This window comes from Afipia sp. Root123D2, assembly GCF_001425835.1.
Lineage (GTDB): Bacteria > Pseudomonadota > Alphaproteobacteria > Rhizobiales > Xanthobacteraceae > Afipia.
This window is the reverse complement of sequence record NZ_LMDP01000002.1, coordinates 176,626-201,736: the sequence shown is the minus strand read 5'-3', so window position 1 is coordinate 201,736 and position 25,111 is coordinate 176,626. Positions and strand designations below refer to the sequence as shown.

The following is a 25,111-nucleotide window of genomic DNA, read 5'->3' as shown; positions in this document are numbered from 1 at the left end:
GAGGTTTCGTGTCCGCTATTCAACTCGTCGGCAGCAAAACGGCTGCGCAATCATCCGCAACCCAGATATCGCTGTCTGGGGTGCGGAAGTACTTCGGAAATTCCGGATTCGTCGCCCTCGATGGCATAACCATCGATATTCCGCAGGGCGAGTTTTTTGTCATCGTCGGCCCGAGCGGCTGCGGCAAGACGACGCTGCTACGGATACTCGCGGGCCTGGACCGGCAGAGCGAGGGCAGCGTCGAGATCCGACAATCCGATCCGTCACGGCCGACAAACTCGATGATCTTTCAGGGCGACTCCCTGTTCCCGTGGATGACGGTCTACGACAACGCCGCGTATGGCCTGCGGATGCGCAGGGTCCCGGAACGTGAAGTAACAGAGGCCGTCCGCATCTGGCTTGAGCGGACCGGCTTGTGGCGGTTTCGCGATTCCTACCCGCACCAGTTGTCCGGCGGTATGAAACAGCGCGTGTCGATCATTCGGGCATTCGTCAATGACCCGGAAATCCTATTGATGGACGAGCCGTTCTCTGCGCTCGATGAGCAGAACAAGCTGCTGCTGCACGAACTGTTGCTGCAGATCTGGGAAGCGACCCGCAAGACGGTGGTGTTCATCACCCACAGCGTGGACGAGGCAGTGACGCTCGGTGATCGCATCATGGTTATGACGGCTAATCCGGGACGGACGAAAGCGATGATCGACGTGCCGTTCAGCCGTCCGCGCAATGTGCTCGAGCTGCGGCAGAAGCCTGCCTATGGTGAACTTGTTTTCGACATCTGGGAGCAGCTGCGGGACGAGGTGAACCGGGCGCGCATGTTGACGGAAGGCAAGGCGTCATGAGCGGGAAATTCAAGGGATTCGAGCGCGCCATCGGTATCGTAAGTCCGCTGTTGCTGCTGGGAATCTGGGAAATCGCCGGACAGCTCTCACTGATTGACGCTCGGTTCTTTCCGCCGCCAAGCAGTATCGCGCATCAATTCGGCGTTCTTCTGGCGTCCGGCGAACTGGCGACCAATACTCTTGCCAGCCTGAAGCGGCTGGGGCTCGGAATGTTGCTGGGCGGCGTGCCAGCATTGCTCCTCGGCCTCGCCATGGGGACGTCGCGGCCATTGCGGGCCGCGATCGATCCGCTGATTTCGGCCACGTACCCTATTCCGAAAAGCGCCATTTTGCCGCTGGTGCTGCTGATCTTCGGCCTTGGCGAAATGTCCAAGATCGTGATGGTCGCGCTCGGCGCTTTTTATCCGATCCTGATCAACACGGTCCTCGGCGTCGTTAATATCGACCGTATCTATATTGATGTTGGGCACAACTTCCGGGCCAGCCGTTGGCAGGTCTTCCGGACCATCGCGCTGCCCGGCGCGCTTCCTTCGATCATGGCTGGCGTCAAGCTTGCCGCCGGCATGGGCCTGATCCTGATCGCTATCTCGGAAATGGTTGCGGCCAATGATGGTATAGGGTTCATGATCTGGAACTCGTGGCAGGTGCTAACGGTCGACACCATGTACGTAGGGTTGCTTGTCATCGCGGTTCTGGGTTTCATATTCTCCGTGATACTCGATGAAATCGAGCGGCGGCTGATTCCCTGGAAATCCAGCGCCTGAGCGGGAGGCTCGTATGTCGACAGCGTTGCGCATTGCCCATGGGACATTCGGCAGGGTCGCGTTGCTGGATATGGATTGTTCGCTGGTGCGGCATGCCCACCCGCATTGCCATGTCCTGTTGAAGGTCGAGGGCGCTGATACACAGTTCTCCGTCGGTGACAGTGTTTGTTCGTTGACCGATACCACGGCGGTGTTGGTCGATGGCTGGCAGCCTCATGCCTACGTTCACGATCCGAGCCGGCCACGCACCTTGATCTTGGCGCTTTATGTCGAACCGCAGTGGCTGAAGGAATTTCGGCCGGGTTGGGCCGCAAGCGGTGCGCCGGGTTTTTTCGGCCAGCCCTCGGGTGAGGTATCGCCGCGAATTCGCCGGCTGACCATGGATCTGGCGACCGACATGATGATGCGGCCAGAGTGTGTCGCCTCGCACGAGACCTTGTTGTCTGACCTGATGATTGCTGTCATCGAGCGGTTCACGCCGTGGCGCACCTTCCCGGCATCGATTCGCGAGATGAATATATCGAGCAGCGATTGGCGCATCAGAAAGGCCGCAGAAGCGATGCGGGCAACCGCCGGCACCACGACGAACATCGACCAGTTTGCCAAGGGAGCCGGACTTTCACGTGCGCACTTTTTCCGGTTGTTCGAATCCTCGATCGGTGTGCCGCCCAAGGTTTATCTGAACGTCGTGCGTATAGAACATGCGGTTGACGCCGTGCTGCATCAGGATGTCGCTGTCAATGAAATCAGCGAACGTCTTGGCTTCGCGGAACCGGCACACTTCACGCGTTTCTTCCGCAATCACGCAGGCGTCGGCCCGCGCGAATTCCGCAACGTTTCGCGACTTGCGAGTTGATGCTGCGACGCAATCCGTCTATCAAATGAGACGGATTGGTAAGTCGTGAGAAGTGCCGGTATGGCTTGCTCTCCCTTCCGGCTGACAAAGGTCAGTACGCGCGACAACAAGCGCGGCCGGGAGCAATACCGAGAATGGCGCAGTCCGTTCCATCGACAATGGAATCCGATACCAGCCGTCCGTGGACTGGACGCTCGATCGAGCGCGTCGAGGACGCCGCGCTGCTCTCGGGACGTGGGCGATTCATCGACGACCTTGCAACGCGAGCGGGCACATTGCATGCAGCCATTCTGCGCTCGCCTCACGCGCATGCGGACATCGTTGCAATCGACGTCACTGCCGCGAAGAGAGTTGCGGGTGTCGTTGCCGTTCTCACCGGCGAGGACATCAAGACCCTGACCACAAGCCTTGTGGTTGGCGTCAAGGCTCCCGTCGAATGCTGGCCAATCGCAACGGATCGCGTGCGGTATGTCGGTGAGCCAGTGGCCGTGGTCGTGGCGACCGATCGTTATCGGGCCGAGGATGGTGTCGATCTGATCGAGGTTGAGTATCGGGCGCGGCCAGCGGTGGTTGAGCCGCTCGCTTCGCTGTCGCCGGACGCGCCGGTGCTGCACGATGGTTTTTCCGGAAACGTCGCCAGCGACAGAACGTTCCGCTATGGCGATCCACAGCGTGCTTTCGCCGATGCGCCTCACCGCATAGCCATCGACATCAAGTATCCGCGCAACTCCTGCACTCCGATCGAGACCTATGGCGTCGTCGCCGACTACGATCCTGCCGAAGACGCGTTCGATGTTCTCGCCAATTTCCAGGGGCCATTCAGTATTCACGCGGTGATTTCGCGTGCGCTGAAGGTGCCGGGAAATCGTCTGCGGCTGCGGACGCCGCCCGATTCCGGCGGAAGCTTCGGCGTCAAGCAGGGTGTATTTCCCTACATCGTGTTGATCGCGGCGGCGTCGCGTGTGGCTGGCCGCCCGGTCAAATGGATTGAAGACCGGCTCGAACATCTGACCGCATCGGTGTCGGCGACCAACCGGGCCACGACGATTGCCGCCGCTGTTGCCGCCGACGGAAAGATCCTCGCGCTGGAGTGGGATCAGGTCGAAGACTGCGGCGCACATCTGCGCGCGCCTGAGCCCGCTACGCTATACCGCATGCACGGCAATCTGACAGGCGCTTACGACATTCGAAATGTCGCGGTGCGTAATCGCGTTGTCGTCACCAACAAGACGCCGACCGGTTTGAATCGCGGCTTTGGCGGCCCGCAGGTCTATTTCGCGCTGGAGCGTCTGGTCCATCGGATTGCCGTCGAACTCAAGCTCGACCCGTTGGACGTCATCGTGCGCAACCTTGTGCCTGCGGGGTCGTTTCCATATCGCACCGCCACCGGTGCGCTGCTCGATTCCGGCGATTACCAGGAGGCGATTGCGCGGGGCGTGCGGGACGGCGGGCTCGCCGAACTCAAGGCACGGCGCGACGAGGCCCGGGCAGCCGGGCGGCTATATGGCATCGGCTACACGGCTGTCGTCGAGCCCAGTGTGTCCAACATGGGGTACGTCAGCACGGTGCTGACGGCGGCGGAGCGGCGAAAGGCCGGTCCGAAGAATGGCGCGCAGGCGACCGCTACAGTGGCGCTGGATCCGGTCGGCAGTGTCAGCGTCCATGTGGCGTCGGTCCCGCAGGGGCAGGGCCACCGGACGGTGCTGTCGCAGGTGGTCGCGGATGTTTTCGGGCTCACGCCGCGGGACATTCGTGTCAACACCGAACTCGATACGTCCAAGGACGCCTGGTCGATCGCATCGGGAAACTATGCCAGCCGCTTCGCGCCGGCAGTGGCCGGAACCGCGAAGCTCGCCGCGCAGCGTCTTGCGTTGCGGCTTTCTCGGATTGCAGCAAGTCAGTTCAATGTCGAGACGTCTGACATCATTTTCGAGAAGGGCATGGTCCTCTCGAAACGAAACCCCGAGAACAGGATCGCATTTTCGCGGCTCGCGGCGCTCAGTCACTGGTCTCCGGGTTCGTTGCCGGATGACGTCGGCGACACCATCCGCGAAACCGTATTCTGGACGCCGCCTGAGCTGACGCCGCCCGACGATGGGGATCTCATCAACTCGTCGTTGTGCCACGGCTTCATTTTCGATTTCTGCGGTGTCGAGATCGACCGTACGACGCTTGAGACCCGCATCGACCGTTACGTCACGATGCATGATTGCGGCACGATTCTTCATCCTGGCATGGTGGAGGGGCAGATTCGCGGCGGTTTCGCCCAGGCGCTGGGTGCGGCTTGTTTCGAGGAGTATTCCTACGCGCCGGATGGCAGTTATCTGACGGGCACACTGGCCGATTATCTTCTGCCGACTGCCACGGAAGTACCGGAGCCGGTTATTCTCCACATGGAGACGCCGTCGCCGTTCACGCCGCTTGGCGCGAAAGGCGTGGGCGAAGGCAATTGCATGTCGACGCCGGTCTGCATCGCGAACGCAGTGGCCGATGCACTCGACGCACGCGACATTATTCTTCCAGTCGTGCCGGCTCGTCTCGCGGAGATTGTTCGCGGCGTCGAACGGGAGAGGCCTGATGGGCAGACCGTCGAAAGGCCAGGGAAATCCGGCGACAGGCGCCTGCGCGGCGAAGGAACTGCCGTTGTTGGAGTGCCGCCTGAGCGGGTGTGGACGATGTTGCTCGATCCCGAAACCTTGAAAGCGGTCGTTCCAGGATGCCGTAGCGTCGAGAAGATTTCGGATACACATTTCAGGGCCGATGTGACGCTGGGGATCGGCCCCGTCACCGGGCGTTATCGCGCCAACGTCAAGCTCTCCGATCTCGATCCGCCGCGTGGGGTAACGCTCAGTGGCTCGGCCGAAGGTGCGTTGGGGTTCGGCAGTGGCGAAGGGCGCATCACGCTGGAGCCTGATGGCGGCGGCACGAAGATGCATTACGTTTATGACGCCGCGATCGGAGGCAAGGTCGCCAGCATCGGCGGACGGCTGCTCGACGGTGCGACGAAGGTCATCATCGGTCAGTTTTTTGTCGCTCTGGCGCGTCAGGCGGGAGGCGGTACGTCGAGCACCGCGCTGTCTCTGTTCGCTAGATTGCGCCACATGATAGGAGGACGCCGATGAAGCCGGCGGCTTTCGAATATTTGCGGGCCGAGTCCCTGTCGGAAGCGCTGGATGCGCTGGCTCGCGAAGGCGGCGATGCGCGAATTCTGGCCGGCGGTCAATCGTTGATGCCGATGCTGAACATGCGTCTGGCCAAGCCGAAGCTGCTGGTCGACATCATGCGATTGAGCGAGCTCAGTCGCATCGACGAGGCATCGGGATCGGTCAGGATCGGCGCCGGTGTTCGTCAAGCTGCATTGCTGGCGTGGCCGGAACTGGCGACAAAGTTACCGCTCGTTTCGCTTGCGTTGCCGTGGACCGGACACGTTCAGACCCGCAGTCGTGGCACGATCTGTGGGTCACTCGCACATGCCGATCCCAGCGCCGAAATGCCATTGGCGCTGATTGCGCTCGAAGGGGAAATTCACCTGCGCAGCATGCGCAAGCGCCGCCGGGTCGCAGCGAAAGACTTTTTCTCCGGTATGATGGCAACAAACCGTGCCGACGACGAATTGATCGAGGCGGTGTCGATCCCGGCTTCGGCCGGTCGATGCGCGTTCCGGGAAGTCGCGCGACGGCATGGCGATTTCGCTATTGTGGCGTGCGCCGCGGTGGCAACCAGAACCGGTGTGCGTCTCTCCGTCGGCGGCGTCGCTGACGTGCCGACCGCGCGAGATTGGCCTCGACTCGACGGTAGTGCGCTCGACGATGCATTGAACGCCTTCGCATATGAACTCGACGCTCGTGACGATGTTCATGCCACGGCGCGATATCGCCGCGATCTCGTTCGGACGATCGGCCGCGATCTGGTGCGGGAGGTGTTGCAATGACCCGCCTGCAACCGGATCGGCGCCACGCCATTCATTTCACACTGAACGGGGTCGCGATGCAGGGCGACGCCGAACCGAGGATGCTGCTGACCGATTTCCTGCGTCACCAGATCGGCGCCACTGGAACTCATGTCGGGTGCGAGCATGGCGTCTGCGGTGCCTGCACCATCACCATCGACGGAGCGTTGGCACGTGCCTGTCTGACGCTGGCAGTTCAAATCGATGGCTGCGATCTGCGGACTGTCGAGGGACTGGCGCCGTCAGCCGACCGACTTGGCGTGCTGCAACAAGCCTTCCGTCGAAATCATGCGTTGCAGTGCGGCTTCTGCACGGCGGGAATCCTGATGTCGCTGGATCGCTTCCTGCGCGACAATCCAGCGCCGACCGAGAGCGCAGTGCGCGATCTTCTCAGCGGTCATCTGTGCCGTTGCACGGGCTATACGCCCATCGTTCATGCCGCGCTTGAGGCTGCGGCAGAGTTGGCAGGCGAATCTCGCAAGAAAGAAGAAACGGATGCTTGATCTCGGGACCAGTTTTGTCGCGAGCGTGGCGCGCGATCCAGACGCCATTGCGATCGTCGATGGAAATCTCCGTCTGACCTACCGCCAATGGTACGCTAAAATTTCATCTCTGGTTGCGTCGTTCGATCAGATGGGATTGAAGCCGGGAGATCATCTCGTAACAGTGCTTCAGAATCGTTGGGAGGCGGCGACAGTTCACTGGGCCTGCCAGTTTAGCGGTATCGTCATTACGCCGATTAACTGGCGCGCCAAAGCCGACGAACTCGATTTCTGCATCGAGAATTCGGAGGCCTGCGCTGTCGTTTACCAGGATGTGTCGAGTGAGGCTGTGCTGCATTCGATGCGCGTGTCGGGTTTGAGCCGAATTGGCGTGGGCGTTCCACGCAGCGACAACGTGGCGGCGTACGAGGACATGGTGTCGACGCAGGCGCGCGACGTAACCCCGCGCGTGAGCGCCGATGCATGGTCGGTGATGCTCTATACGTCGGGCACGACTTCGAAACCCAAGGGCGTTCCGCGCCGTCATCGGGCGGAGCGTGCCGCCGGTGTCGCCCATGTGGCGCAGAATTTCTATGGGCGTAACGAGCGCACACTGGGTGTTATGCCGCTCTATCACACGATGGGAGTGCGCTCGCTGATTGCGATGTCGTTGATCGGTGGCATGTTCGTTTGCCTTCCTCGCTACGATACGCGGGAGGCGCTTGCCCTGATCGAAAAGGAAAAGATCACCAATCTCTATCTAGTACCCACGCTTTATCACGATATGGTCTATCACGAGCAGTTTGCGCGGTATGATACGTCGAGCATCAGGAAGCTCGGCTTCGCCGGCGCTTCGATGACCGACGGCCTGCTGAAGAAGCTGGATGAGACCTTTAAGCCGGACCGGATCGTCAACCATTACGGCAGCTCGGAGCTATACACCTTCACGATCGATCAGAACGCGGTCGCCAAGCCCGGGTCCGCCGGTAAGGCCGGCATCAATCAATACGTCCAGGTTGCCAAGCTCAATGCGAAATCTCCAAGCGATCTTGCCGCTGTCGACGAGGAGGGCGAAATCATCGCACTGCTGGCAGGTGATGAATCGTTCGAGGGCTATTGGCGCCGCCTTGATGCCGATGCCAAGGCGTTACGCGATGGTTGGTATTTCACCGGCGATACAGGGTTCAAGGACAAGGATGGCGATCTGTTCGTGACCGGGCGCGTCGACGACATGATCATCACCGGCGGCGAGAATGTATCGCCGGTTGAAATCGAGAGCTGTCTTTCTCTTCATCCCGCGGTGTCGGAAGTCGCCGTGATCGGGCTTCCGGACGAAAAGTGGGGAAAGATCGTTGCCGCTTTCGTGAAACGAAATGCTCCGGTGACTGAACAGGAACTGGAGCAGTTCTGCCAGACATCGGGGCTCGCGAATTTCAAGCGTCCTCGACATTTCGTATTCGTGGATGAGATCCCGAAATCGCCGGTCGGAAAATTGCTGCGGCGGATGCTGGTGGCCGGCGAATACACGACTGAACGCGCGCCGCCCCGGGGCGGCCTGAACATCAAGAATCCAACAGAAGGATAAATCCATATGCCGTCATCCTATACGTTCAACGATCCTCGCCTGGCCAAGCTTGACGGTTTCCAGGTTGAAATCGACGAGGCCCATGAGCGTGCCGATATCATCCTGAATCGTCCGCCCTACAACATCGTCACCATGCCGCAGCGCGACCAACTGCGCCTGGTGTTCGAAACTCTGGATGAAGACGCGCGAGTCCGGGTGATTGTCATCCGCTCTATCGGCGAACATTTCTCGAGTGGCGGCAATATCGGCGGCTTCATGGAGGCCACGCCCGAACACGTCTCGAAGCTGGCGTGGAATATCGCGGCGCCGGCGCGTTGCGCCAAACCGGTCATCGTCGCCAATCGTGGCTATTGCTTCGGTGTTGGCTTCGAACTCTCACTGGCATGCGATTTCCGTATTGTGTCGGAAACCGGCCTCTATGCACTTCCAGAACAAAAGCTCGGCCAGATCCCGGGATCCGGAGGCTCAGCGCGGTTGCAGAAGATGATCGGCATCACGCGCACCAAGGATATCGTAATGCGGTCCAAGCGGATTTCTGGCAAGCAGGCGCAGGAGTGGGGCATTGCCACCGAATGCGTGGCTGATGGTGAGCTGGAAAAGGCAACCGACAAGCTGGTCGATGAGCTTCGCACCTTCTCGCCGCTTGCGCAGCGGACTGCGAAGAAATTGCTGAATGACACCGAAGATTCGACGCTGGCAATCGCTATCGAGCTTGAAGGGCATTGCTACAGCCGGCTGCGCCAGTCTGACGATTTCAAGGAAGGCGTCGAGGCGTTCAACGGCAAGCGCGCCCCGAAATTCGTGGGCCGCTGAGTCGACAATCCCGCGGCACGCCGTTTCGGGTGGACTGATGATGGACCGATGGCGCGCCAACCGCGCCATCGGAAGCGATTTCAAGAGGAGATGAAACTGCTGGCATCACGGATGCCGAGCATCGATGAGGTGAACAGCCGCAACCGGAGAGTCGATGCCATGTAGATCGCCTTCGATCTTGAGTTTGTGGGCCAGGAAATCGAGAAAGGTTCGCAGCCGGCGGGATTCTTTTCGCTTCCCGGGGAATGTTGCGGAAACCTCGAGCATCGGGCTTTCCCAGTCGGTCAGAACGCGCACCAGTCGCTTATTCCGAATGTCGTTCTGGCACATGATGTTCGGCAGGATGCCGAGGCCGACACCGCCGATGACCAGCTCGCGGGCGATGCCGATGTGATTGACGGTGACGCGTCCCGTGACGTCGATGATCTTCGCGCCAAATCCGCTGCGAAAATTCCATACCCCTTCGGCGCGCTGGTGTTCGGTGACGATGCAGTCGAAACGCCCGAAATCGTCGATATTGAGGGGCACGCCCACCCGTTCGAGGAATTTCGGGCTGGCATAGACCCCGCGCGTGATACTCGCCAGCCGCCTTGTCCCACCTTGTGTTTCAGGCAGCGGGCCGAGCTGCACGGCGACGTCGTAAGGCTCGACCGATACGTCGACCCAGCGGCTGTTGGCGTCGATCACCAGATGAATATCCGGATAGTTGACGGCGAATGCGGCGATCGCGCTGCTGAGCCACCCGATGCCGAAATCGACCGGCATGCTGACCCGGAGCGTGCCCCTGAGCTCGGTCTGCATCCGCACCGTGCCGAGGCCGGCTTCCTCGATCTCCGCTGCGATGCGTTCGCAGTGATCGAACAGCGACTGACCGATGTCGGTGGTCGTCAGTTTGCGGCCGCCCTTCTTGAACAGCAGTGCGCCGGCCTGGTCCTCGAGAAACTGAAGCTTCCGGCTGATCGTCGATTTCGGAATTCCCAGCTTCTTGGCGGCGGCGCTGATGCTGCCCGCGTTGGCCGCTTCAAAGAACAGCAGCAGTGCATTGAGATCGAGCTTCCTGGTCACAGTTCGGAACCTCCAGTGCCTGGTGGAAACACGGTAGAGACCGCTGATCGTCTCATTTTTGGAACGAAGCGGGTTGGAAAATGCGCCAACGTTCCGACTTTGGCAAGGTTAGAGTGATTTCCACCAAACAAGGGGAATTCGGAGCGCCGCCTGGAGCGGACACCGGCAACCCCAAAAAAAGAAAACAAGCGAACTGGAAACGCGAACTCGGGAGGGAAAAATGAAAGGCAATTTTACGCGAAGAGGCTTCGTTGCTGGATCGGCCGCTGCATCGCTGATGCTGTCGCCGTCAGTGCGTAGGGCGGCTGCCGCTGATGCCGTGACGGTGCGCTGGGCATCGTTGCAGCCTGGGTTCACCGTGCTGCCTGTCCAGTTCATTCTTGCCAACAAGCTTGGTCTGAAGAACGGCGTGAGCGTGCCGGACCCGATGCCATATACGGCCGTCTCGACCTACTACAACGATTTCGTCGCGGGCAATTACGACGTGTGCATCGGGAGCTGGGATACGTTTGCCGCGCGCTACCAGGCGGGCGTGCCGATCAAGTATCTCTGCACGATCACTGACGCGAACATGATCGCGATACTCGCACCGAAATCCGGCGTTAGCGATGTCTCTCAACTCAAGGGCAAGACGATCGCAGCGCTCCAGTCGACCGGCACCTATCGCATGGTCAAGGCGCTGATCAAGGAAGCCAACGGGTTCGACATCGAGAAGGATGCGACGATCCAGAACGTCGACAATCCGGCCGCTTCCGTGACTCTGGTGATGGCTGACCGTGCTGACGCCGCACTATCGTGGGAGCCCAATATCACGACGGGCATCGTCAAGAAGCCGGATCTGCGCGTGATTTTCAAGGCCGGCGATGCCTATCACAAGATCGCCAAGGGCGCCGGCGACCTGCCTTACTTCGGTGTCGGAATCCGGCAGGAGCTGATCGACAAGCATCCCGGCATCGCGGCGAAAGTCGGCAACATGTTCAAGGAGTGCCTGCAGGGCATCAACGCCGACACCGCGAAGGCGGTCGATCTGTTCGGCAGCCGGACCGGTGTTCCCAACGATATTCTCAAAGAGGCGATGGGGTCGAAGCGCTTGACGTTCAACTACAAGCCGATGTCGGACGCCACCGCGCGTCAGACCGTGATCAAGGCCAGCGAATTTCTCGCGCGCAACGGACTGCTCACCAAACCTGTCGACGACAAGTTCTTTGCTGCTTGACTTGAGATGGCGAAAGATATGACAGCGCTGGCAAAAGTGGAGAAAGCAACGGGCATCGGTCTTCCGGGCGGCCGGGAGATCGTGAAGCCGCTTTCGATGAGCGCAGGATCGCGCCGGAGTCTCGAGAGCAGACGCGATCTGTTTGCGACAAGTGTCGTCGTGGTGATCCTGCTGATCGCCATGGAGATCACAAGCCGGTACGTTCCGGACTACGTCATGCCGTCACCGCTGACGGTGTGGAACGCGGCGCGTGAACTCTTTCTGACGGATCCCTACCACGTCGGGATCACGTTGCTGCGCCTCACGGTCGCAGTAAGCGTCGCCATGACGGTTGGTGTTCTGATCGGCCTTGCGATGGGCATGCTGCCGTGGATCAGGCCCTATCTCAAGGCCGTAGTGGTCATCGATACCGGCATCCCCGCGCTGTCATGGATGCTGATTGCCGTGTTCTGGTTCAAGAATCCGGAAACGCGAATTTTCTTCATCCTGCTCGTGATCCTGCTGCCGTTCTATGCACTGAATATCTATGAAGGCGTCCGTGCGCTGTCGAAAGATCTGGTCGATATGATCGAGAGCTTCCGGCCGTCGCGTTGGCAGGTGCTGCGCTATCTCATCCTGCCTCATATCGTGCCGTACATCTTCCTGACCACCAGATCGGTCATCGGCTACGCGATCCGCATGGTGATCTTCGCTGAGCTTGTGGCGTCGGCAGTCGGCATCGGCGCGCGCATGAATCTTGCGCAATCGACATTCCGGATCGATCAGGTTCTCGCCTGGACGTTCTTCCTCGTGATCCTCAATCTCGTTCTTCAGGCTCTGGTGAACGGGTTGGAAAAACTGGTGCTGAGCTGGCGCGCGGAGGCGACGGTCCGATGATGGAAAATGTGATCGAGGTCAACGACATCACGAAAGTGTTCGGTTCGCACCTCGCGGTCGATCGTCTGTCGCTGAATGTCGGCCGCGGCGAGATCGTCGTTCTGCTTGGGCAGACCGGCGCAGGCAAAAGCACCGTGTTGAATCTCATTATGGGAACGACTGCGCCGAACGAAGGCACTGTCCGGGTAGCGGGTGTAGATCCTTACGCCTCGTTCAAGGCGCTGAAGGGAAAGCTGTCGGTCAGTTTCCAGACCGATCGCCTGCTGCCGTGGCGTACGGCTGTCGAGAATGTCGAACTTGGGCTTCTCATTCTCGGCAAATCGAAGAGCGAAGCCCGCACGCGAGCCAGGGAATGGCTGGCACGGGTTCGGCTTGATGGTGCCGATGACAAGTATGTCCACGAGCTGTCTGGCGGGATGCGTCAGCGTGTGTCGCTGGCGCGGGCGCTGGCGATCGATCCGGAGATCGTGTTTCTCGATGAATCGTTCAGCCAGCTTGACCACGTGACGTCCGGCACGTTGCGGCGCGACTTCTATCAAATCGCGCGTGAATTCAAGAAGACATGCCTCTTGATAACCCACCGTATTGATGACGCGCTGGAAATGGCGGACCGGGCAATTGTCCTCAGTTCGCCGGCGAGGATCGCGCTCGAACTACAGATCGACGATGCGGCGCGCGCCAACCCCGAAAAAATCGCGGCACTTCATGCCCAAATCGCTGCTGCGATGGGTCAAGGCAGCGATTCCGAACATTGAGATACCCGAGATTCAAGTCTGGAGATGGAATGCAATGAACTATCAGGATGTCATCTTGAAACGCGAGAACGGCTGGGTCGAGATTACGATCAACCGGCCGGAAAAGTTGAACTCGCTGCGGGAGCAGACGGCGGAGGAAATTCTCGGGATTCTCGGAGAGGTGGAGCATGACCGCGACATCCGGGCTGTCATTCTGCTCGGAAGCGACAAGGCGTTCTGCACGGGGATCGACACCAGCGAATTCCAGATTGAGGAAAACGGCTATTTCGATTTCTACCGCTTTCGGAAGCGCAATCGGAAGGTCAATCGCCTGTTTCGCGAAATCGGCTCGTTCACGAAGCCGTTGATCGCTGCGATCGAGGGTTTTGCTCTGGGCGGCGGTCTCGAACTGGCCCTTGTTGGCGACATTATCGTCGCGGGAGCAAATGCTAAATTCGGCTTGCCCGAGATCAAGCTTGGCATGATGCCGGGCGGCGGTGGAACGCAAACATTGCCGCGCCTGATCGGGAAGCCACTGGCCAAGGAATTGATGTGGACCGGTCGGCGGATCTCGGCAGCCGAAGCGGAACGCTACCGCATCGTCAATCACGTCACCGAGCAGGGCAAGGCACTCGACAAGGCACGCGAGATCGCCAAGAGCATCAGCGAGAACGCGCCGATTTCGGTGATGATGACGAAGTCGGTGATCGATCGCGGTGTCGATATGTCGCTTCCCGACGGCTTCGAGGCCGAAGGCGACGCGTCCTTCCTTCTTTACTTCACCAAGGACCGTGATGAAGGCCTCAAGGCCTTCCGTGAGAAGCGGTCTCCAGCGTTCCGCGGAGAATAAAAAATGCCAACAAAACGCGACATCGTGATTGCCGGCTACTCTGAGACGGCGATCAATTTCAAATCCGGCCGGAGCGCCTACGATCTGGGCGGTGAGGCGCTCGCCAAACTGTTGGCGGCCACCGGAATCGAGAAAGATCAGATCGATGGTCTGGCCGTCACTGCGCCGCTGAGTGAGTGCCCTAATCCGTTCTTCGCGGTTTATATGACGGAAGCGCTCGGCCTGACGCCGACCTGGCTCAACTACGGCGGTACCGGCGGGTGTTCGGCCACCGGAGGCGTGGCTCGCGCAGCGTCTGCCATCCGCGACGGTCACTGCGAGGTCGTGGTTGTGCTTTCGTCCGATGCGCCGAGCACATCGTGGCGCGCGAACTACGGCGCATATCGGTCCGAATTCCAGGATCCTCCGGGTGTGCAGGGGCCGCCCGCGACGTTCGGTCTGCTGATGAGCCGCTATCAGCATCAGTACGGCATCAAGCCGGAGGCGCTGGGCAAGATTGCCATTACGCAGCGCGAGCACGCGCTTCATAACGACAACGCTTACGGCAAGTTCAAGACGCCGATCACGATGGACGACTACAATAAGTCCCGCGTGATCGCCGATCCGCTGCGGCTGCTCGATTGCGTGATGTTCTGTGACGGCGCCAATGCCTTTCTTGTCACCAGCGAAGCGAAGGCGCGCAGCCTTGGCATCACCAAGATGGTGTATCCGACCGCGTATGCGGAGATCACCAATGTCAACGGCAACCAGTCGTGCCCGGATATCACGGAGACCGGGTTCTCGAAGATTGCGCCCAAGGTCTACAAACAGTCAGGGTTGACCGCGAAGGACATCCGCATGTTCCAGCCCTACGACGATTTCACCATCGCGGTGATGATGAAGTTCGAAGACTTCGGTTTTTGCAAACGCGGGCAAGGCAGCGACTACACACTCGATACCGATCTGTCGTTCAAAGGGACGTTGCCGCTCAACACCGGCGGCGGCCAGATTTCGGCCGGTCAGCCCGGCCTTGCCAGTGGCGGTCTGAATCTCGCGGAAGCCGTGCGCCAGATGTTCGGCGAGGGCGGCGGCCGCCAGGTGAGTAATCCAAAAAACGCGCTGGTCACCGGTATCGGCGTCATTCCTTACGCGCGGAACTGGGGCACCAGCGCCGCCATGATCCTGGAGGCCTGAACATGGCAGAAGAAAAAGCGGGACGTCCGGCGCCCAAGCCGTCCGTCTATGTCGATACGCAGGCATTCTGGGACGGAGCAAAGCAGGGCAAGCTCGTTCTTCAGTACTGCAAGGACACTGGAAAGTTTCAGCATTATCCGCGGCCGGTCAGCATCTACACCGGAAGCCGTAATCTCGAGTGGCGGGAAGTCTCCGGAAAGGGCAGCATCTACGCCTGCACGGTGATCCGCGTGCCGGGTCCGGGGCTCGATGGTCGCTTGCCGCTTTCGGTGGCAACAGTGGAACTGGACGACGGCGTCCGCATCCTCGGCAATATTCTCGACGCTGATCCCGACAAGGTTGCGATCGGCCAACGGGTCGAGGTGGCTTGGGACCGGCTTGGCGACGACATCCAGTATCCAGCTTTCAAACTCGCTTAGGATCTATCATGCGCTTGGAAAACATCCTGCGCGCGCAGGCGGTACGGCATCCTGACAAGATTGCGTTGATTTGTGAGAATGAACGGATCGCCTACAAGGATATCGATCGCAGGATCGCGCATGTTGCCAGCGGCTTGAAGGAGCAGGGCCTCGGTGCGGGTGACCGCATCGTCCTGTTTCTTTCGAACGGGGTGGAGATCGTCGAGTTGTTCTACGCTGCGTTTGCGCTTGGGGCGATCGTCGTCCCGGTGACAACGCGGCTGACAGCACGTGAGCTTCAGCACATTTGTGCGGACAGTCAGCCCTTCGCCATTGTGTTCGAAGGATCGGGCGATGCGATCCGGGATGTTCTCGATGACAATCCAGACGCGGTCTGGATTTCTGTTGGTACGCGAGTTGAAGGTGCCATCGCGTATAACGATCTGCGAAAGTCCGAGATCACCGCGTTGCCGCCGCTGTCGATCGAATCCGATGATGCAGTCATCATGTATACGTCGGGAACGACCGGAAAACCCAAAGGCGCGATTATTACGCACGCCAATATCGTGACCCAGCATTGCTTCATCAATGCGGTGGAGTGGCGAATCTCAAGCGACGATCGCTATCTGGTCACGACACCATTGGCGCATCGCACCGGCTTTGCGCGGCTGGCGAACTCGATGACGCTCGGCGGCACGCTGGTGGTGATGAAGAAATTCGAGCCGGAGCTGGCGGTGGAAACCATCGCCCGGGAAGGAATCACTGTCGCCGGCATGGTGCCGACAGTGTGCCGGATGCTGCTTCCCGAGATCAAGGCAGATTCGTCGAAGTGCGCGTCGCTCCGGCGTATCGTCGTCACCGGCGAAGCTTTTCCGGTGGAGCTCAAGCGTCAGTTCCTGTCGCTGCTTCCGGATGTTCGGCTCGTCTCGTTCTTTGCGATGACTGAGGTCGGCGGCGTCACATCGCTATCCCATGAGGAACAGTTCGATCATGCCGCCTCCATCGGCCGGCCAACGCCCGGTGTGGAGGTCAGGATCGTCGATGAGACTGGTGCGTCTGTCAAAACGGGGGAGCCGGGCGAGCTTCTCGTTCGAGTTGGAGAGCCAGGTCGCTACTCGGTGATGCGCGGCTATTACAACCGTCCTCAGGAGACGACCGAAGCGATCGAAAATGGATGGATTCGCACTGGCGATGTCGCGAAGGCTGACGAAGACGGCTATCTTTATATCGTCGACCGCAAGAAGGATATGGTGCTCAGCGGCGGTTTCAACATCTATACCAAGGAAGTCGAGCAAGCCCTGATTTCGAATCCCGACGTGGCGGACGCTGCGGTGGTCGGAGTACACGATCCAATCTACGGTGAGGCTGTGGCGGCCTTCATCGAAAGTCTGCCGGGGCGCGCGCCGACATCGCAATCGATCATCGATCACGTGCGTAATCTGGTCGCCGGCTACAAGAAACCAAAATACGTGTTTATTGTCGATGAACTGCCGCGCAACTCGCTCGGCAAGGTTCTCAAACGCGAACTGCGCGAACGAGCTGGGCAGATGGTTGGCAATGAGGTGACATCATCGAAAATCGTTGCGTGAAAGGCAGCTGATCCGCTCCAGTTAGCGTTCCGTAGCAACTCGCGCGCGGTCCGGTTTTCCCAACCCTATGCTTTTCTCGATTTGAGCCCGCGGAGTTCGCGGGTGGTTTTCAATGTCCCGATCCCGGTTCGACCTTGCCGTCGAATATCTCGGTGTTCGCCGCCCCTTCGACATGCAGGATGCCGACCAATCCGCGTTCGGCCCGCGCCAGTGCATGATCGACAAGCGTGTAATTGCCCGGAACGTCGACCTTGAACTCCGTGATCACCGCGCCGCCGGCCGGCACAAGCACGGTCTGGATGCCGTGAAGCGGCTCGCTGGTCACGCCGCCGAGATTGTAGACCTTGTCGAAGATCTCGCCAATGACATGGAACGACGAGGTGAAGTTGGGTCCGCCGACACCGAAGTAGATGCGGACGGTCTCGCCCACCTTCGCCTGCATCGGATGGAACTTGGATAGCGCCCCCACCGATCCGTTGAAGACGAAGTACTCCGGGCGTTCGTTCAGCAGCTTCTCGACGTTGAACTCCTGACTGCCGTGCTGGCCGAATGCGCCATCGGTGTAGATCTCGCCCTGCATCACGTAGTACTCGCGATCGACTGGCGGCAGGCCGCCCTCGGGTTCGACCAGGATGAGTCCGTACATGCCGTTGGCGATGTGATGGGCGACCATCGGCGTGGCGCAGTGATAGACGAACAAGCCCGGTGTCAGCGCCTTGAACTTAAAGCTCTTCTCCTCGCCGGGATTGGTCTGCGTCGATGCGGCGCCGCCACCCGGGCCGGTCGCCGCGTGGAAATCGACCGAGTGCAGCATCGAGCTGCCATCGGCGTTCTTCAGGTGGACATCGACCGTGTCGCCGACGCGGACGCGCAGCATCGGGCCTGGTACCTTGCCGTTGAAGGTCCAGTAGCCGAACGTCGTGCCTTCCGCGAGCCGCGCTTCAAGCTCGACGGTGACGAGATCGACCCGCACCGTCTGAGGTCCGCGTTTGCCGACCGAAGGCGGAACGTCGGTGGGCTTCTGCGAAATGTCAGCCTCGACCACGGTCTGCGGCGGTGGCTGCGGCGTGATCAGGAACTTACCTTCCATGCCGGCGAGTTGATGTCCCGGCACGCTGCAGTAATAGAGATAGTCGCCGGCTTTCGAGGCAACAAACGCGATGCTCGTGCTCGCGCCTTTCCCGACGATGTGCGACGAGGCTCCCGCCGGGCCCTGTTCGGCGAATACGATATCGTGCTCAGCGCCTTCACCGTTGATCAGAGTGATCTGGACGACCTGTCCTTCTGCGGCCGACAGCAGCGGGTTGATCTGACCGTCAATTGATCCGCCGACGCCGATGAAGACCATGCGGCCCTCGGCGATGCCGGAACGCAGTGTATAGCGTAGCCCCGGCACATAGTTCGACCCCGGCACGGCCGAGGCCGATAGTGTTGCTGTCGCCGGGGCAGGAGCCGGCGCGGCAGCCGCGTTCGGGGCAGCGGGTGCAGCCTTCTGCGCCGCAGGTGCCACCGCGGCAGGTGCGCCGCCGGCCTTGGAATTGGCGGCGAGGAATGCAATCACCGCGCTGCGCTCGCGTTCGGTTTTCAGGCCGGGAAACGGCATCTTGTTGCCGGGCACCACCTTTTGCGGATCGGCGAGGTAAGCATCGAGCGTCGCCTCGTCCCAAGTCAGGTTGCTCGCCTTCATCGCGGGCGAAAAATTGTAGCCCGGAACGGCGGCGGCCTTCTCGCCGACGATGCCTGCGAGCGAAGGCCCGAGACCATTTTTGCCGGCATCGAGAGAGTGGCAAGCCTGGCACTTGCGGAACACCTGACGGCCGGCTGCGGCATCGCCGGTCAACGCGGCGGGCGCAGGAGCCGGAGTGGATTGTCCGGTGGTCGGGGCCGCGGCTGCGTGATTGTGCATCATCGGCGCCGGTGCCGCTTGCGTCACCTGCGCTGCGGGCGCGGCGGCAGTGTTCGTCTTGGTGGTTGTGTCGGTGCTCGCCTTGGCATTGCTCTTGGGCGCCGCCTTTACGCTTGTCGTGGAGGGCACGGCGACTTTGCTTTCTGACGCAGCAGTCGCTGCGCTCGGAGTTGCGCTGTTGGGTTGGGGCGCAACAGGGGCGGGCGCGGTGGCCCGCAGTGCCGCCGGATTGACCGTATCATCCCGCGTGATGGATGCGGCTTCCACCGACCGGGCCGGGCCGGGGTCCGACTGGAACAGTGCGCCGATGGCAATGCCGCCGCCGATGAGCACTAGACCAAGTACGAGGACCAGCCATTTCTGAAGCTTTTCTGCGATCCATCGACCCATGATTGTCGTCCCCGGGTTTGAGTTTGACTGCAGGCGCCGGATACAGTCGGGCCAAAAGCTGACGCGGAAAAGCACAACAAATCTATCTCGCGCCGCTACCGTGCGTCCGAGTACTATTCTTCATCTTTGGTATGGAGGTTGAGGAACGCCGTCATTGCGCTCGATCAATTTGTTTGAATTTAGCGTCGGCGCGCGGCCGGTCCCGGGCACCAGACCGGCGACCGGAATCCACTCACCTTGTCAGGTGATGTTGCAGTGCGCGCGTCATGGGAATGGCTGCGCCGCCAAGTGTACTCGCACTATTGCCGGCATCCCTCCTTGCGCCAGAGATCGGCGCCTATGAGAGGCGGGGAACGTGTCGCCCGGCGAGCCCCGCTGCGGAAGGCCTCGCGGATGAGTGCCCAGATCGGGCGCTGATTTGCGCCGCTGTCGCTGATTGCCTTGTGGGACGCATCCGTTTTTCGCTGAAAGCTCTCGGCCGACCGCATCGCCATACCTGCGAACTTGAACGGCGGGATAGACTCCGAAGTGACGCACGCTTATTAATTTAAGACATCTGATTAGGACGCCTGAGAAATGTCCGCTGACGCTTTCAAACCTCTGCCACAGCATACATGCTCGGGATAACAAATGAACTGATTTGAACAGGAGGCTTCGGAAGCATCAACGGACCGGAGCTGTCCTACCGAAATTGGAAACATCACCAGACGGAGAGACATAATGTCCAGATTCGCCAGGCAATTGAGTACGATTTTTGGGTGCGCGCTTATCGTCGGGGCACTGACCTCGACTGCGCAGGCGAAGGACAAGGTCAAGGTCGGCTTTATCGGACCGCTGACCGGAGGTGTTTCGGTCAACGGCCTCGGAGGCCGTAACTCCGCCGATCTGGCGGTCAAGCTTCGCAATGCCGATCCGAAGGCGAAATACGAGTACGAACTGGTCGTGCTCGATGACGAGTGCAAGCCGAATGTCGCCGTTCAGGCTGCCACCAAGCTTGCGGCGGATAAGGAAATTATCGGTGCTGCAACGCACTACTGTTCATCGACGGCGATCGCAGCCGTCGATGTCTATCACAAGTTCGGCCTGCCGGTGATCGTCTGGGGCGCTGTGCTGCCCGACATCACTTACCGCAACAAGTACGCCGAGATCCATCGCGTCAACGGCACCATGATCAACCAGAATGACGCCAATGCCGCGTTGATCACCAAGCTCGGATACAAGAACGTCGCCATCATTCACGACACCACCGATTACGGCAAGGGTCACAATGAGTACTTCACCAAGGCGCTGACGAAGCTTGGCGGCAAGGTCGTCGGGACTTTCGGCGTCACCGCCGATCAGCAGGACTTCACCGCCGAACTCACGCAGATCAAGGCGCTGAATCCGGAAGTGGTCTATTTTGGTGGTTTGACGCCGATCGGCGTTCGCATCCGCGCGCAGATGGACAAGCTCGGTATCAAGGCGGTGTTCGACGGCACCTCCGGCATCGTCTCCGATGCCTTCATTCAAGGATTAGGCCCGCTGGCCGAGGGCACACTGGCCTTCCGTGAAGGCGCGCCGACGGAAAAACTTCCGGGCGGCAAGTTCTTCATGGAGAAATACACCGCGCAGAAATACGACAATCCGCCGGAGGCGTACGGCGCGTTCGCTTATGCCGCGATGGACATGTTGCTGAACTCCATCGAGAAGGTCGGCCCCAACCGCAAGAAGGTGATTGCCGATCTTGCCAACGTGAAGGACCAGGATTCCATTGTCGGCAAGATTACGTTCGATGATCACGGCCAGAACACGGTGGCGGTGATTACCAAATACGTGATCCAGGATGGCAAGTTCATTGAATGGGATGACAGCGAATACGCCTCCGGCAAGCGCAAGCTGCCGGGCCAGAAGTAAGCTTCGCGGCGGGGCGCTCCGGCGCTCCGCCGTTTCATTGTCGGCGCGCGGGATTTAGAAGCCATGGATTTGGGAGTGCTCGCCCAGTACATCATGAACGGGCTAATGCTTGGCATGATGTATGCTCTGGTCGCGGTCGGCTTCACGCTGTTCTTTGGCGTCCTCGATATCATCAAGTTCTCCCATGGCGACGTCGTCACGGTCGGCGCTTTCGCGGCGCTTGCGACTTTCGTCGGCTTGCGGGCAATGGGCGTCGTTTCGAACCCGGTGCTGCTGATTGTCATCGCGACCGTCGCACTGTGCGCAATGGCAGTGCTCGGTATGCTGATCGCGCGCTATCTGGTGTTGCCGCTGCGTTCGGCGCCCGCTCTCAACACGCTGCTGATCACGCTGATGCTGGGCACAGTGCTGCGGGAATCGGTGCGCCTGTTCTATCCGCAGGGCGCCAATCCGAAACCGTTCCCGGCCTTGCTGCCGACAGATTCGATCAATATCGGCCAGTTCAACCTGCGGCTGGACAACGCCATCATGCTGGCGGCGGGTGCCGCGGTGATCGTCGGTCTGCAGTTTCTGCTCAATCGCACCAAGCTTGGATTGGCGATCCGCGCGGTGGCGCAAGACGAAGAGACTGCGCGTACCATGGGGATCAACTTCACGGCCATCGTGCTGGTTACCTTCGCGATCGGTTCGGCGCTGGCGGCCTTCGCCGGCATCATGAACGGACTCTATTATAATGAGATCAATTTCGGCATCGGGCTGTATCTCGGCATCATCGGTTTTGCAGCCGCTATCATCGGTGGTCTCGGCAGCATCTATGGCGCCATTCTCGGTGGCTTTTTGTTCGCAGCGCTGCAGATCATCGGCTCGGTCGCTCTGCCGTTCGCCAGTGCCTATAAGGATGTTTTCGCCTTCGGCGTCGTCATCATGCTGATGGCGTGGCGGCCAACAGGGTTGATCCAGGAAAAAATAAGCGAGCGAGTATAAGCATGGTGCAGGCCGGGGAAGAAAAGCGCGCGTCCCTGCTGCCCGGCATTGCCGCGCTGGCGATAGCGACCTGCTATCTGATCGCGCTGCTGGCGGTCGAAGAGCAGTCGCTGATCATCGGTCTTCTGGCTGCGGGCATTGCCGCCGCACTCGCGGCCCACTGGCTCGGCTGGCTTGATCCGGTCAGCCGCAGCTTCGCCGATCATGAGCAACGCCTCGGCCTTTTCGCGATTCTTGCGGCATTCGTGGTGGCAGCGTTTTTCCACGCGGACCATTTTGTCCTGCTGCTGTTTGTCACCGTCCTTCTATATGTGGTCGCGACTCTGGGTCTGAATATCCAGTTCGGCTATGCCGGCGTGCTGAATTTCGCCGGGGCCTCTTTTTTCGGGATCGGGGCGTATACGTCGGCGGTGCTGAATGCCCACACCGCGATCCCACATCTGCTTGTGCTGCTGATCGGCGGGTTGCTTGCGGCGTTGATCGGATCCTTGCTTCTGCTTCCCGTGCTGCGAACGCGCGGCCACTACGCCGCTCTTGTCACCATTGCGTTTGCGCTGCTGTTGAAAACCTTCCTCGAGGTCAACGACGTTCTCGGCGGGCCGCAGGGGTTGCAGGTTCCTGGCATGAAGATCCTCGGTTGGTCATTCAACGATAACATTTCAATCGGTAGCATCGAGCTGTCATTCTATTTCAGCTATTTCGTTCTCAGCCTCGCGATGCTGGTGGTCACCTTTATTCTGGTGAGGCGCCTCGAACGCTCGTGGATCGGACTCAATCTCGATGCGCTGCGTCTCGACGAGACGGCCGCAAGTTGCTTCGGGCTCGATATCGCCCGCTGGAAAATCACGTCATTTCTACTTGGCAATTTTCTGATCGGAATAGCCGGCGCACTGTTCGGCATGGTCGGCGGCTTCGTCGCGCCGAACAACTATACCTTCGCCGACTCGCTGATCCTGGTGTCGATCTTGCTGCTGGGCGGTATCGGCAATCCGTGGGGCCTGCTGGTGGCGACCTTCATTGTCGTGATCGTGCCGGAGAAATTGCAGACCATTCAGGAATACCGGTTCCTGCTCTATTCCGGATTGGTCATCGCGGTGCTGCTATTCCGGCCTGAAGGCTTGTTGCCGCGGCCGGTGCGGAATTATTTCCCGGGATGGCGGCCATGAGCACGCTCCTGGAGGCTCGGGGACTGACGCGTAAGTTCGGTGGCGTTGTCGCGCTTGATAAACTCGATCTTGCGGTTGTATCAAACGAAATTCTCGGGCTGATTGGTCCAAACGGCTCCGGCAAGACCACGTTCTTCAACGTTGTGACCGGCATCTACGGTGCTAACGCAGGCAGCATTGTTTTCGACGGCACCGATATCACCAAGTCGTCGTCGCGTGCGGTGTATCACGCCGGAATTTCCCGAACCTTCCAGCGGTCGCGACTGTCGCTGCCGCTGTCGATCTTCGACAACATTATGATTGGAAACCACAAGCGGTTGAATCAGGGACTGTGGTTCAATCTGATGCAGCGGAATGATTTCAAGCGCGAGTTTGAGGCAAATTATCATGCCGCGCGCAACCTGATCGAGGTCTTCGAGCCGCAACTGGCGAACCGCATGTTTGAGCCCGTTGCCGGGCTGCCGATGATCGACCGCCGCAGGATCGAGATCTGCCGGGCGCTGATCAGTCAGCCGAAGTTGCTACTGCTGGACGAGCCGTCGGCCGGCATGACCCATGATGAAACCGCGGCATTGATGGACGATATTTTGCAGGTGCGGAACATCAACAAGGACCTCACCATCGTTATCGTCGAGCATGAGATGGGCGTCATCGAGCGCATCACCAACCGTTGCGTGGTGCTCAATTTCGGCCGCAAGATCGCCGAAGGGCCGTACCGCGAGGTCGCCGTCGACCGGCAGGTACAGGAAGCCTATCTGGGGGTGGAGTGATGTCCGGCCGGCTCGAAATCGAGAACGTCACCACCGCCTACGACAAGGCCGACGTGCTTGAAGGCGTCTCTTTGACAATCGAGCCAGGCCGCGTGACCTGCCTCCTGGGATCGAACGGTTCCGGCAAGACAACGCTGATCCGGTCCATTCTTGGGCTAACGCCGCCGCGAGCTGGCCGCATTACGTTCGATGGATCGGACATCACGTCGTTGCAGACGCACAAGGTTATCGCCGCAGGAATCGCTTGTATCCCGGAAGGCCGCAAGGTGTTTCCGAAACTCACGGTCGAAGAAAACTTGCGGCTCGGCGCGTATCGGGAGCCTTCCGACGCGGTCACTCAGGAGCGGATGAAAGAAATCTTCCGGCTGTTTCCACGGCTGGCCGAACGGCGGGTGCAGCTTGCCGGCACGATGTCGGGTGGGGAGCAGGCGATGGTTTCGATCGGGCGCGGCCTCATGGGCGCGCCAAAGCTGCTGCTGATCGACGAGCCGTCACTCGGCCTGTCGCCGCTGTTCGTCAAAGAGAATTTTAGTATCATTCGTCAGATCAAGGAGCGCGGCATCACGGTTTTTCTGGTTGAACAGAACGTGCATCAGACGCTCGCCATCGCGGACTACGGATTCGTGCTGTCCAAGGGCAAGGTGGTGATGCAGGGGACGGCCAGCGAACTGAGCAAGACCAAGGAAGTGCGCGATGCGTATTTTGGCTGAGTAAAACTTCAGCCTTGGTGCACTTGAGGAGCGGCAACTGGCGCCCACTCCACCGACCTGCCTGCTGTCACCGGAGAGATTTCCAGACGGGGATACGGCA

Annotated in this window: 22 protein-coding genes; 20 read left to right on the top strand and 2 right to left on the bottom strand. The window is 60.0% G+C overall.

All coding sequences use genetic code 11. The annotated features are described in order from the left end of the window. The first annotated feature begins 8 nt into the window (after positions 1-8). From ASC80_RS10115 to ASC80_RS10080, 8 genes are all read left to right on the top strand, one after another. On the top strand, positions 9-842 hold the full coding sequence (locus ASC80_RS10115) for an ABC transporter ATP-binding protein (protein ID WP_082512501.1): 834 nt from the start codon (positions 9-11) through the stop codon (positions 840-842). Then, entirely contained in the window at positions 839-1,606 is a 768-nt protein-coding gene (locus ASC80_RS10110; protein WP_056296328.1) for an ABC transporter permease, read from the top strand. Before ASC80_RS10115 ends, ASC80_RS10110 begins: the two co-directional genes overlap by 4 nt. 13 nt (positions 1,607-1,619) lie before the next feature. After that, a complete protein-coding gene (locus ASC80_RS10105) occupies positions 1,620-2,462 on the top strand; it encodes a helix-turn-helix transcriptional regulator (protein ID WP_056296325.1) in 843 nt (280 codons plus the stop codon). Positions 2,463-2,596: 134 nt separating this feature from the next. After that, the gene (locus ASC80_RS10100; protein WP_056296323.1) at positions 2,597-5,584 is read left to right on the top strand and encodes a xanthine dehydrogenase family protein molybdopterin-binding subunit; all 2,988 of its coding nucleotides are present in this window, start codon (positions 2,597-2,599) and stop codon (positions 5,582-5,584) included. Next, positions 5,581-6,393, top strand: a complete 813-nt coding sequence (locus tag ASC80_RS10095) for an FAD binding domain-containing protein (protein WP_056296318.1) — start codon at positions 5,581-5,583, stop codon at positions 6,391-6,393. The genes ASC80_RS10100 and ASC80_RS10095 overlap by 4 nt, the downstream gene beginning before the upstream one ends. Beyond that, a complete protein-coding gene (locus ASC80_RS10090; protein WP_056296315.1) occupies positions 6,390-6,914 on the top strand; it encodes a (2Fe-2S)-binding protein in 525 nt (174 codons plus the stop codon). Before ASC80_RS10095 ends, ASC80_RS10090 begins: the two co-directional genes overlap by 4 nt. After that, positions 6,907-8,478 carry an AMP-binding protein gene (locus ASC80_RS10085; protein ID WP_056296313.1) on the top strand — a complete coding sequence of 524 codons (1,572 nt, stop codon included), beginning with the start codon at positions 6,907-6,909 and terminating at the stop codon, positions 8,476-8,478. Before ASC80_RS10090 ends, ASC80_RS10085 begins: the two co-directional genes overlap by 8 nt. Positions 8,479-8,484: 6 nt before the next feature. Then, positions 8,485-9,291 (top strand): enoyl-CoA hydratase/isomerase family protein, encoded by an 807-nt coding sequence (locus tag ASC80_RS10080; protein ID WP_056296310.1) that lies wholly within the window; start codon positions 8,485-8,487, stop codon positions 9,289-9,291. A gap of 105 nt (positions 9,292-9,396) precedes the next feature. Here the strand turns inward: ASC80_RS10080 and ASC80_RS10075 are convergent, their stop codons facing one another. Then, positions 9,397-10,356, bottom strand: coding sequence for a LysR family transcriptional regulator (locus ASC80_RS10075; protein WP_056296307.1), 960 nt, complete (start codon positions 10,354-10,356; stop codon positions 9,397-9,399). A 220-nt stretch (positions 10,357-10,576) separates the two neighbouring features. Here ASC80_RS10075 and ASC80_RS10070 point away from each other — a divergent pair, with 220 nt between their 5' ends. Genes ASC80_RS10070 through ASC80_RS10040 form a run of 7 tightly spaced genes read left to right on the top strand, consistent with a single transcriptional unit; the run spans position 10,577 to position 17,192 of the window. After that, positions 10,577-11,572 (top strand): ABC transporter substrate-binding protein, encoded by a 996-nt coding sequence (locus tag ASC80_RS10070; protein WP_056296304.1) that lies wholly within the window; start codon positions 10,577-10,579, stop codon positions 11,570-11,572. Positions 11,573-11,590: 18 nt separating this feature from the next. Continuing rightward, positions 11,591-12,448: an ABC transporter permease gene (locus ASC80_RS10065; RefSeq protein WP_056298648.1), complete on the top strand. Its 858-nt coding sequence runs from the start codon at positions 11,591-11,593 to the stop codon at positions 12,446-12,448. Beyond that, positions 12,445-13,203: an ABC transporter ATP-binding protein gene (locus ASC80_RS10060; protein ID WP_056296302.1), complete on the top strand. Its 759-nt coding sequence runs from the start codon at positions 12,445-12,447 to the stop codon at positions 13,201-13,203. Before ASC80_RS10065 ends, ASC80_RS10060 begins: the two co-directional genes overlap by 4 nt. A 34-nt stretch (positions 13,204-13,237) precedes the next feature. Then, positions 13,238-14,032: an enoyl-CoA hydratase/isomerase family protein gene (locus ASC80_RS10055; protein WP_056296299.1), complete on the top strand. Its 795-nt coding sequence runs from the start codon at positions 13,238-13,240 to the stop codon at positions 14,030-14,032. Positions 14,033-14,035: 3 nt separating this feature from the next. Next, complete coding sequence (locus ASC80_RS10050) at positions 14,036-15,205, top strand: thiolase family protein (protein WP_056296296.1); 1,170 nt, start codon at positions 14,036-14,038, stop codon at positions 15,203-15,205. A 2-nt stretch (positions 15,206-15,207) separates the two neighbouring features. Beyond that, complete coding sequence (locus ASC80_RS10045; protein WP_056296294.1) at positions 15,208-15,624, top strand: Zn-ribbon domain-containing OB-fold protein; 417 nt, start codon at positions 15,208-15,210, stop codon at positions 15,622-15,624. A gap of 8 nt (positions 15,625-15,632) precedes the next feature. Then, positions 15,633-17,192, top strand: coding sequence for a class I adenylate-forming enzyme family protein (locus ASC80_RS10040; protein ID WP_056296291.1), 1,560 nt, complete (start codon positions 15,633-15,635; stop codon positions 17,190-17,192). Between the two features lie 109 nt (positions 17,193-17,301). Here ASC80_RS10040 and nirK read toward each other — a convergent pair whose 3' ends face one another. After that, a complete protein-coding gene (nirK, locus tag ASC80_RS10035) occupies positions 17,302-19,488 on the bottom strand; it encodes a copper-containing nitrite reductase (protein ID WP_056296288.1) in 2,187 nt (728 codons plus the stop codon). 720 nt (positions 19,489-20,208) lie between these two features. Between nirK and ASC80_RS10025 the strand changes: the two genes are divergently transcribed. The 5 genes from ASC80_RS10025 to ASC80_RS10005 all read left to right on the top strand — a co-directional run bounded on the left by ASC80_RS10025 (position 20,209) and on the right by ASC80_RS10005 (position 25,011). Then, positions 20,209-21,381: a branched-chain amino acid ABC transporter substrate-binding protein gene (locus ASC80_RS10025; protein WP_056296283.1), complete on the top strand. Its 1,173-nt coding sequence runs from the start codon at positions 20,209-20,211 to the stop codon at positions 21,379-21,381. 63 nt (positions 21,382-21,444) lie between these two features. Beyond that, positions 21,445-22,365: a branched-chain amino acid ABC transporter permease gene (locus tag ASC80_RS10020; RefSeq protein ID WP_056296282.1), complete on the top strand. Its 921-nt coding sequence runs from the start codon at positions 21,445-21,447 to the stop codon at positions 22,363-22,365. 2 nt (positions 22,366-22,367) lie between these two features. Then, positions 22,368-23,531 (top strand): branched-chain amino acid ABC transporter permease, encoded by a 1,164-nt coding sequence (locus ASC80_RS10015; protein WP_156464342.1) that lies wholly within the window; start codon positions 22,368-22,370, stop codon positions 23,529-23,531. Further along, positions 23,528-24,301: an ABC transporter ATP-binding protein gene (locus ASC80_RS10010; protein WP_200941179.1), complete on the top strand. Its 774-nt coding sequence runs from the start codon at positions 23,528-23,530 to the stop codon at positions 24,299-24,301. The genes ASC80_RS10015 and ASC80_RS10010 overlap by 4 nt, the downstream gene beginning before the upstream one ends. After that, complete coding sequence (locus ASC80_RS10005; RefSeq protein ID WP_056296275.1) at positions 24,301-25,011, top strand: ABC transporter ATP-binding protein; 711 nt, start codon at positions 24,301-24,303, stop codon at positions 25,009-25,011. The genes ASC80_RS10010 and ASC80_RS10005 overlap by 1 nt, the downstream gene beginning before the upstream one ends. Positions 25,012-25,111: the final 100 nt, after the last annotated feature.

Bases quoted from the DNA above. Each gene is read 5' to 3' on its own strand.
- ASC80_RS10020 (WP_056296282.1), top strand. From the start codon at position 21,445: ATGGATTTGGGAGTGCTCGCCCAGTACATCATGAACGGGCTAATGCTT.
- ASC80_RS10070 (WP_056296304.1), top strand. From the start codon at position 10,577: ATGAAAGGCAATTTTACGCGAAGAGGCTTCGTTGCTGGATCGGCCGCT.
- ASC80_RS10040 (WP_056296291.1), top strand. From the start codon at position 15,633: ATGCGCTTGGAAAACATCCTGCGCGCGCAGGCGGTACGGCATCCTGAC.
- ASC80_RS10100 (WP_056296323.1), top strand. From the start codon at position 2,597: ATGGCGCAGTCCGTTCCATCGACAATGGAATCCGATACCAGCCGTCCG.
- ASC80_RS10015 (WP_156464342.1), top strand. From the start codon at position 22,368: ATGGTGCAGGCCGGGGAAGAAAAGCGCGCGTCCCTGCTGCCCGGCATT.
- ASC80_RS10085 (WP_056296313.1), top strand. From the start codon at position 6,907: ATGCTTGATCTCGGGACCAGTTTTGTCGCGAGCGTGGCGCGCGATCCA.
- ASC80_RS10090 (WP_056296315.1), top strand. From the start codon at position 6,390: ATGACCCGCCTGCAACCGGATCGGCGCCACGCCATTCATTTCACACTG.
- ASC80_RS10025 (WP_056296283.1), top strand. From the start codon at position 20,209: ATGTCCAGATTCGCCAGGCAATTGAGTACGATTTTTGGGTGCGCGCTT.
- ASC80_RS10060 (WP_056296302.1), top strand. From the start codon at position 12,445: ATGATGGAAAATGTGATCGAGGTCAACGACATCACGAAAGTGTTCGGT.
- ASC80_RS10105 (WP_056296325.1), top strand. From the start codon at position 1,620: ATGTCGACAGCGTTGCGCATTGCCCATGGGACATTCGGCAGGGTCGCG.
- ASC80_RS10005 (WP_056296275.1), top strand. From the start codon at position 24,301: ATGTCCGGCCGGCTCGAAATCGAGAACGTCACCACCGCCTACGACAAG.
- nirK (WP_056296288.1), bottom strand. From the start codon at position 19,488: ATGGGTCGATGGATCGCAGAAAAGCTTCAGAAATGGCTGGTCCTCGTA.
- ASC80_RS10095 (WP_056296318.1), top strand. From the start codon at position 5,581: ATGAAGCCGGCGGCTTTCGAATATTTGCGGGCCGAGTCCCTGTCGGAA.
- ASC80_RS10045 (WP_056296294.1), top strand. From the start codon at position 15,208: ATGGCAGAAGAAAAAGCGGGACGTCCGGCGCCCAAGCCGTCCGTCTAT.
- ASC80_RS10080 (WP_056296310.1), top strand. From the start codon at position 8,485: ATGCCGTCATCCTATACGTTCAACGATCCTCGCCTGGCCAAGCTTGAC.
- ASC80_RS10050 (WP_056296296.1), top strand. From the start codon at position 14,036: ATGCCAACAAAACGCGACATCGTGATTGCCGGCTACTCTGAGACGGCG.
- ASC80_RS10065 (WP_056298648.1), top strand. From the start codon at position 11,591: ATGACAGCGCTGGCAAAAGTGGAGAAAGCAACGGGCATCGGTCTTCCG.
- ASC80_RS10010 (WP_200941179.1), top strand. From the start codon at position 23,528: ATGAGCACGCTCCTGGAGGCTCGGGGACTGACGCGTAAGTTCGGTGGC.
- ASC80_RS10055 (WP_056296299.1), top strand. From the start codon at position 13,238: ATGAACTATCAGGATGTCATCTTGAAACGCGAGAACGGCTGGGTCGAG.
- ASC80_RS10110 (WP_056296328.1), top strand. From the start codon at position 839: ATGAGCGGGAAATTCAAGGGATTCGAGCGCGCCATCGGTATCGTAAGT.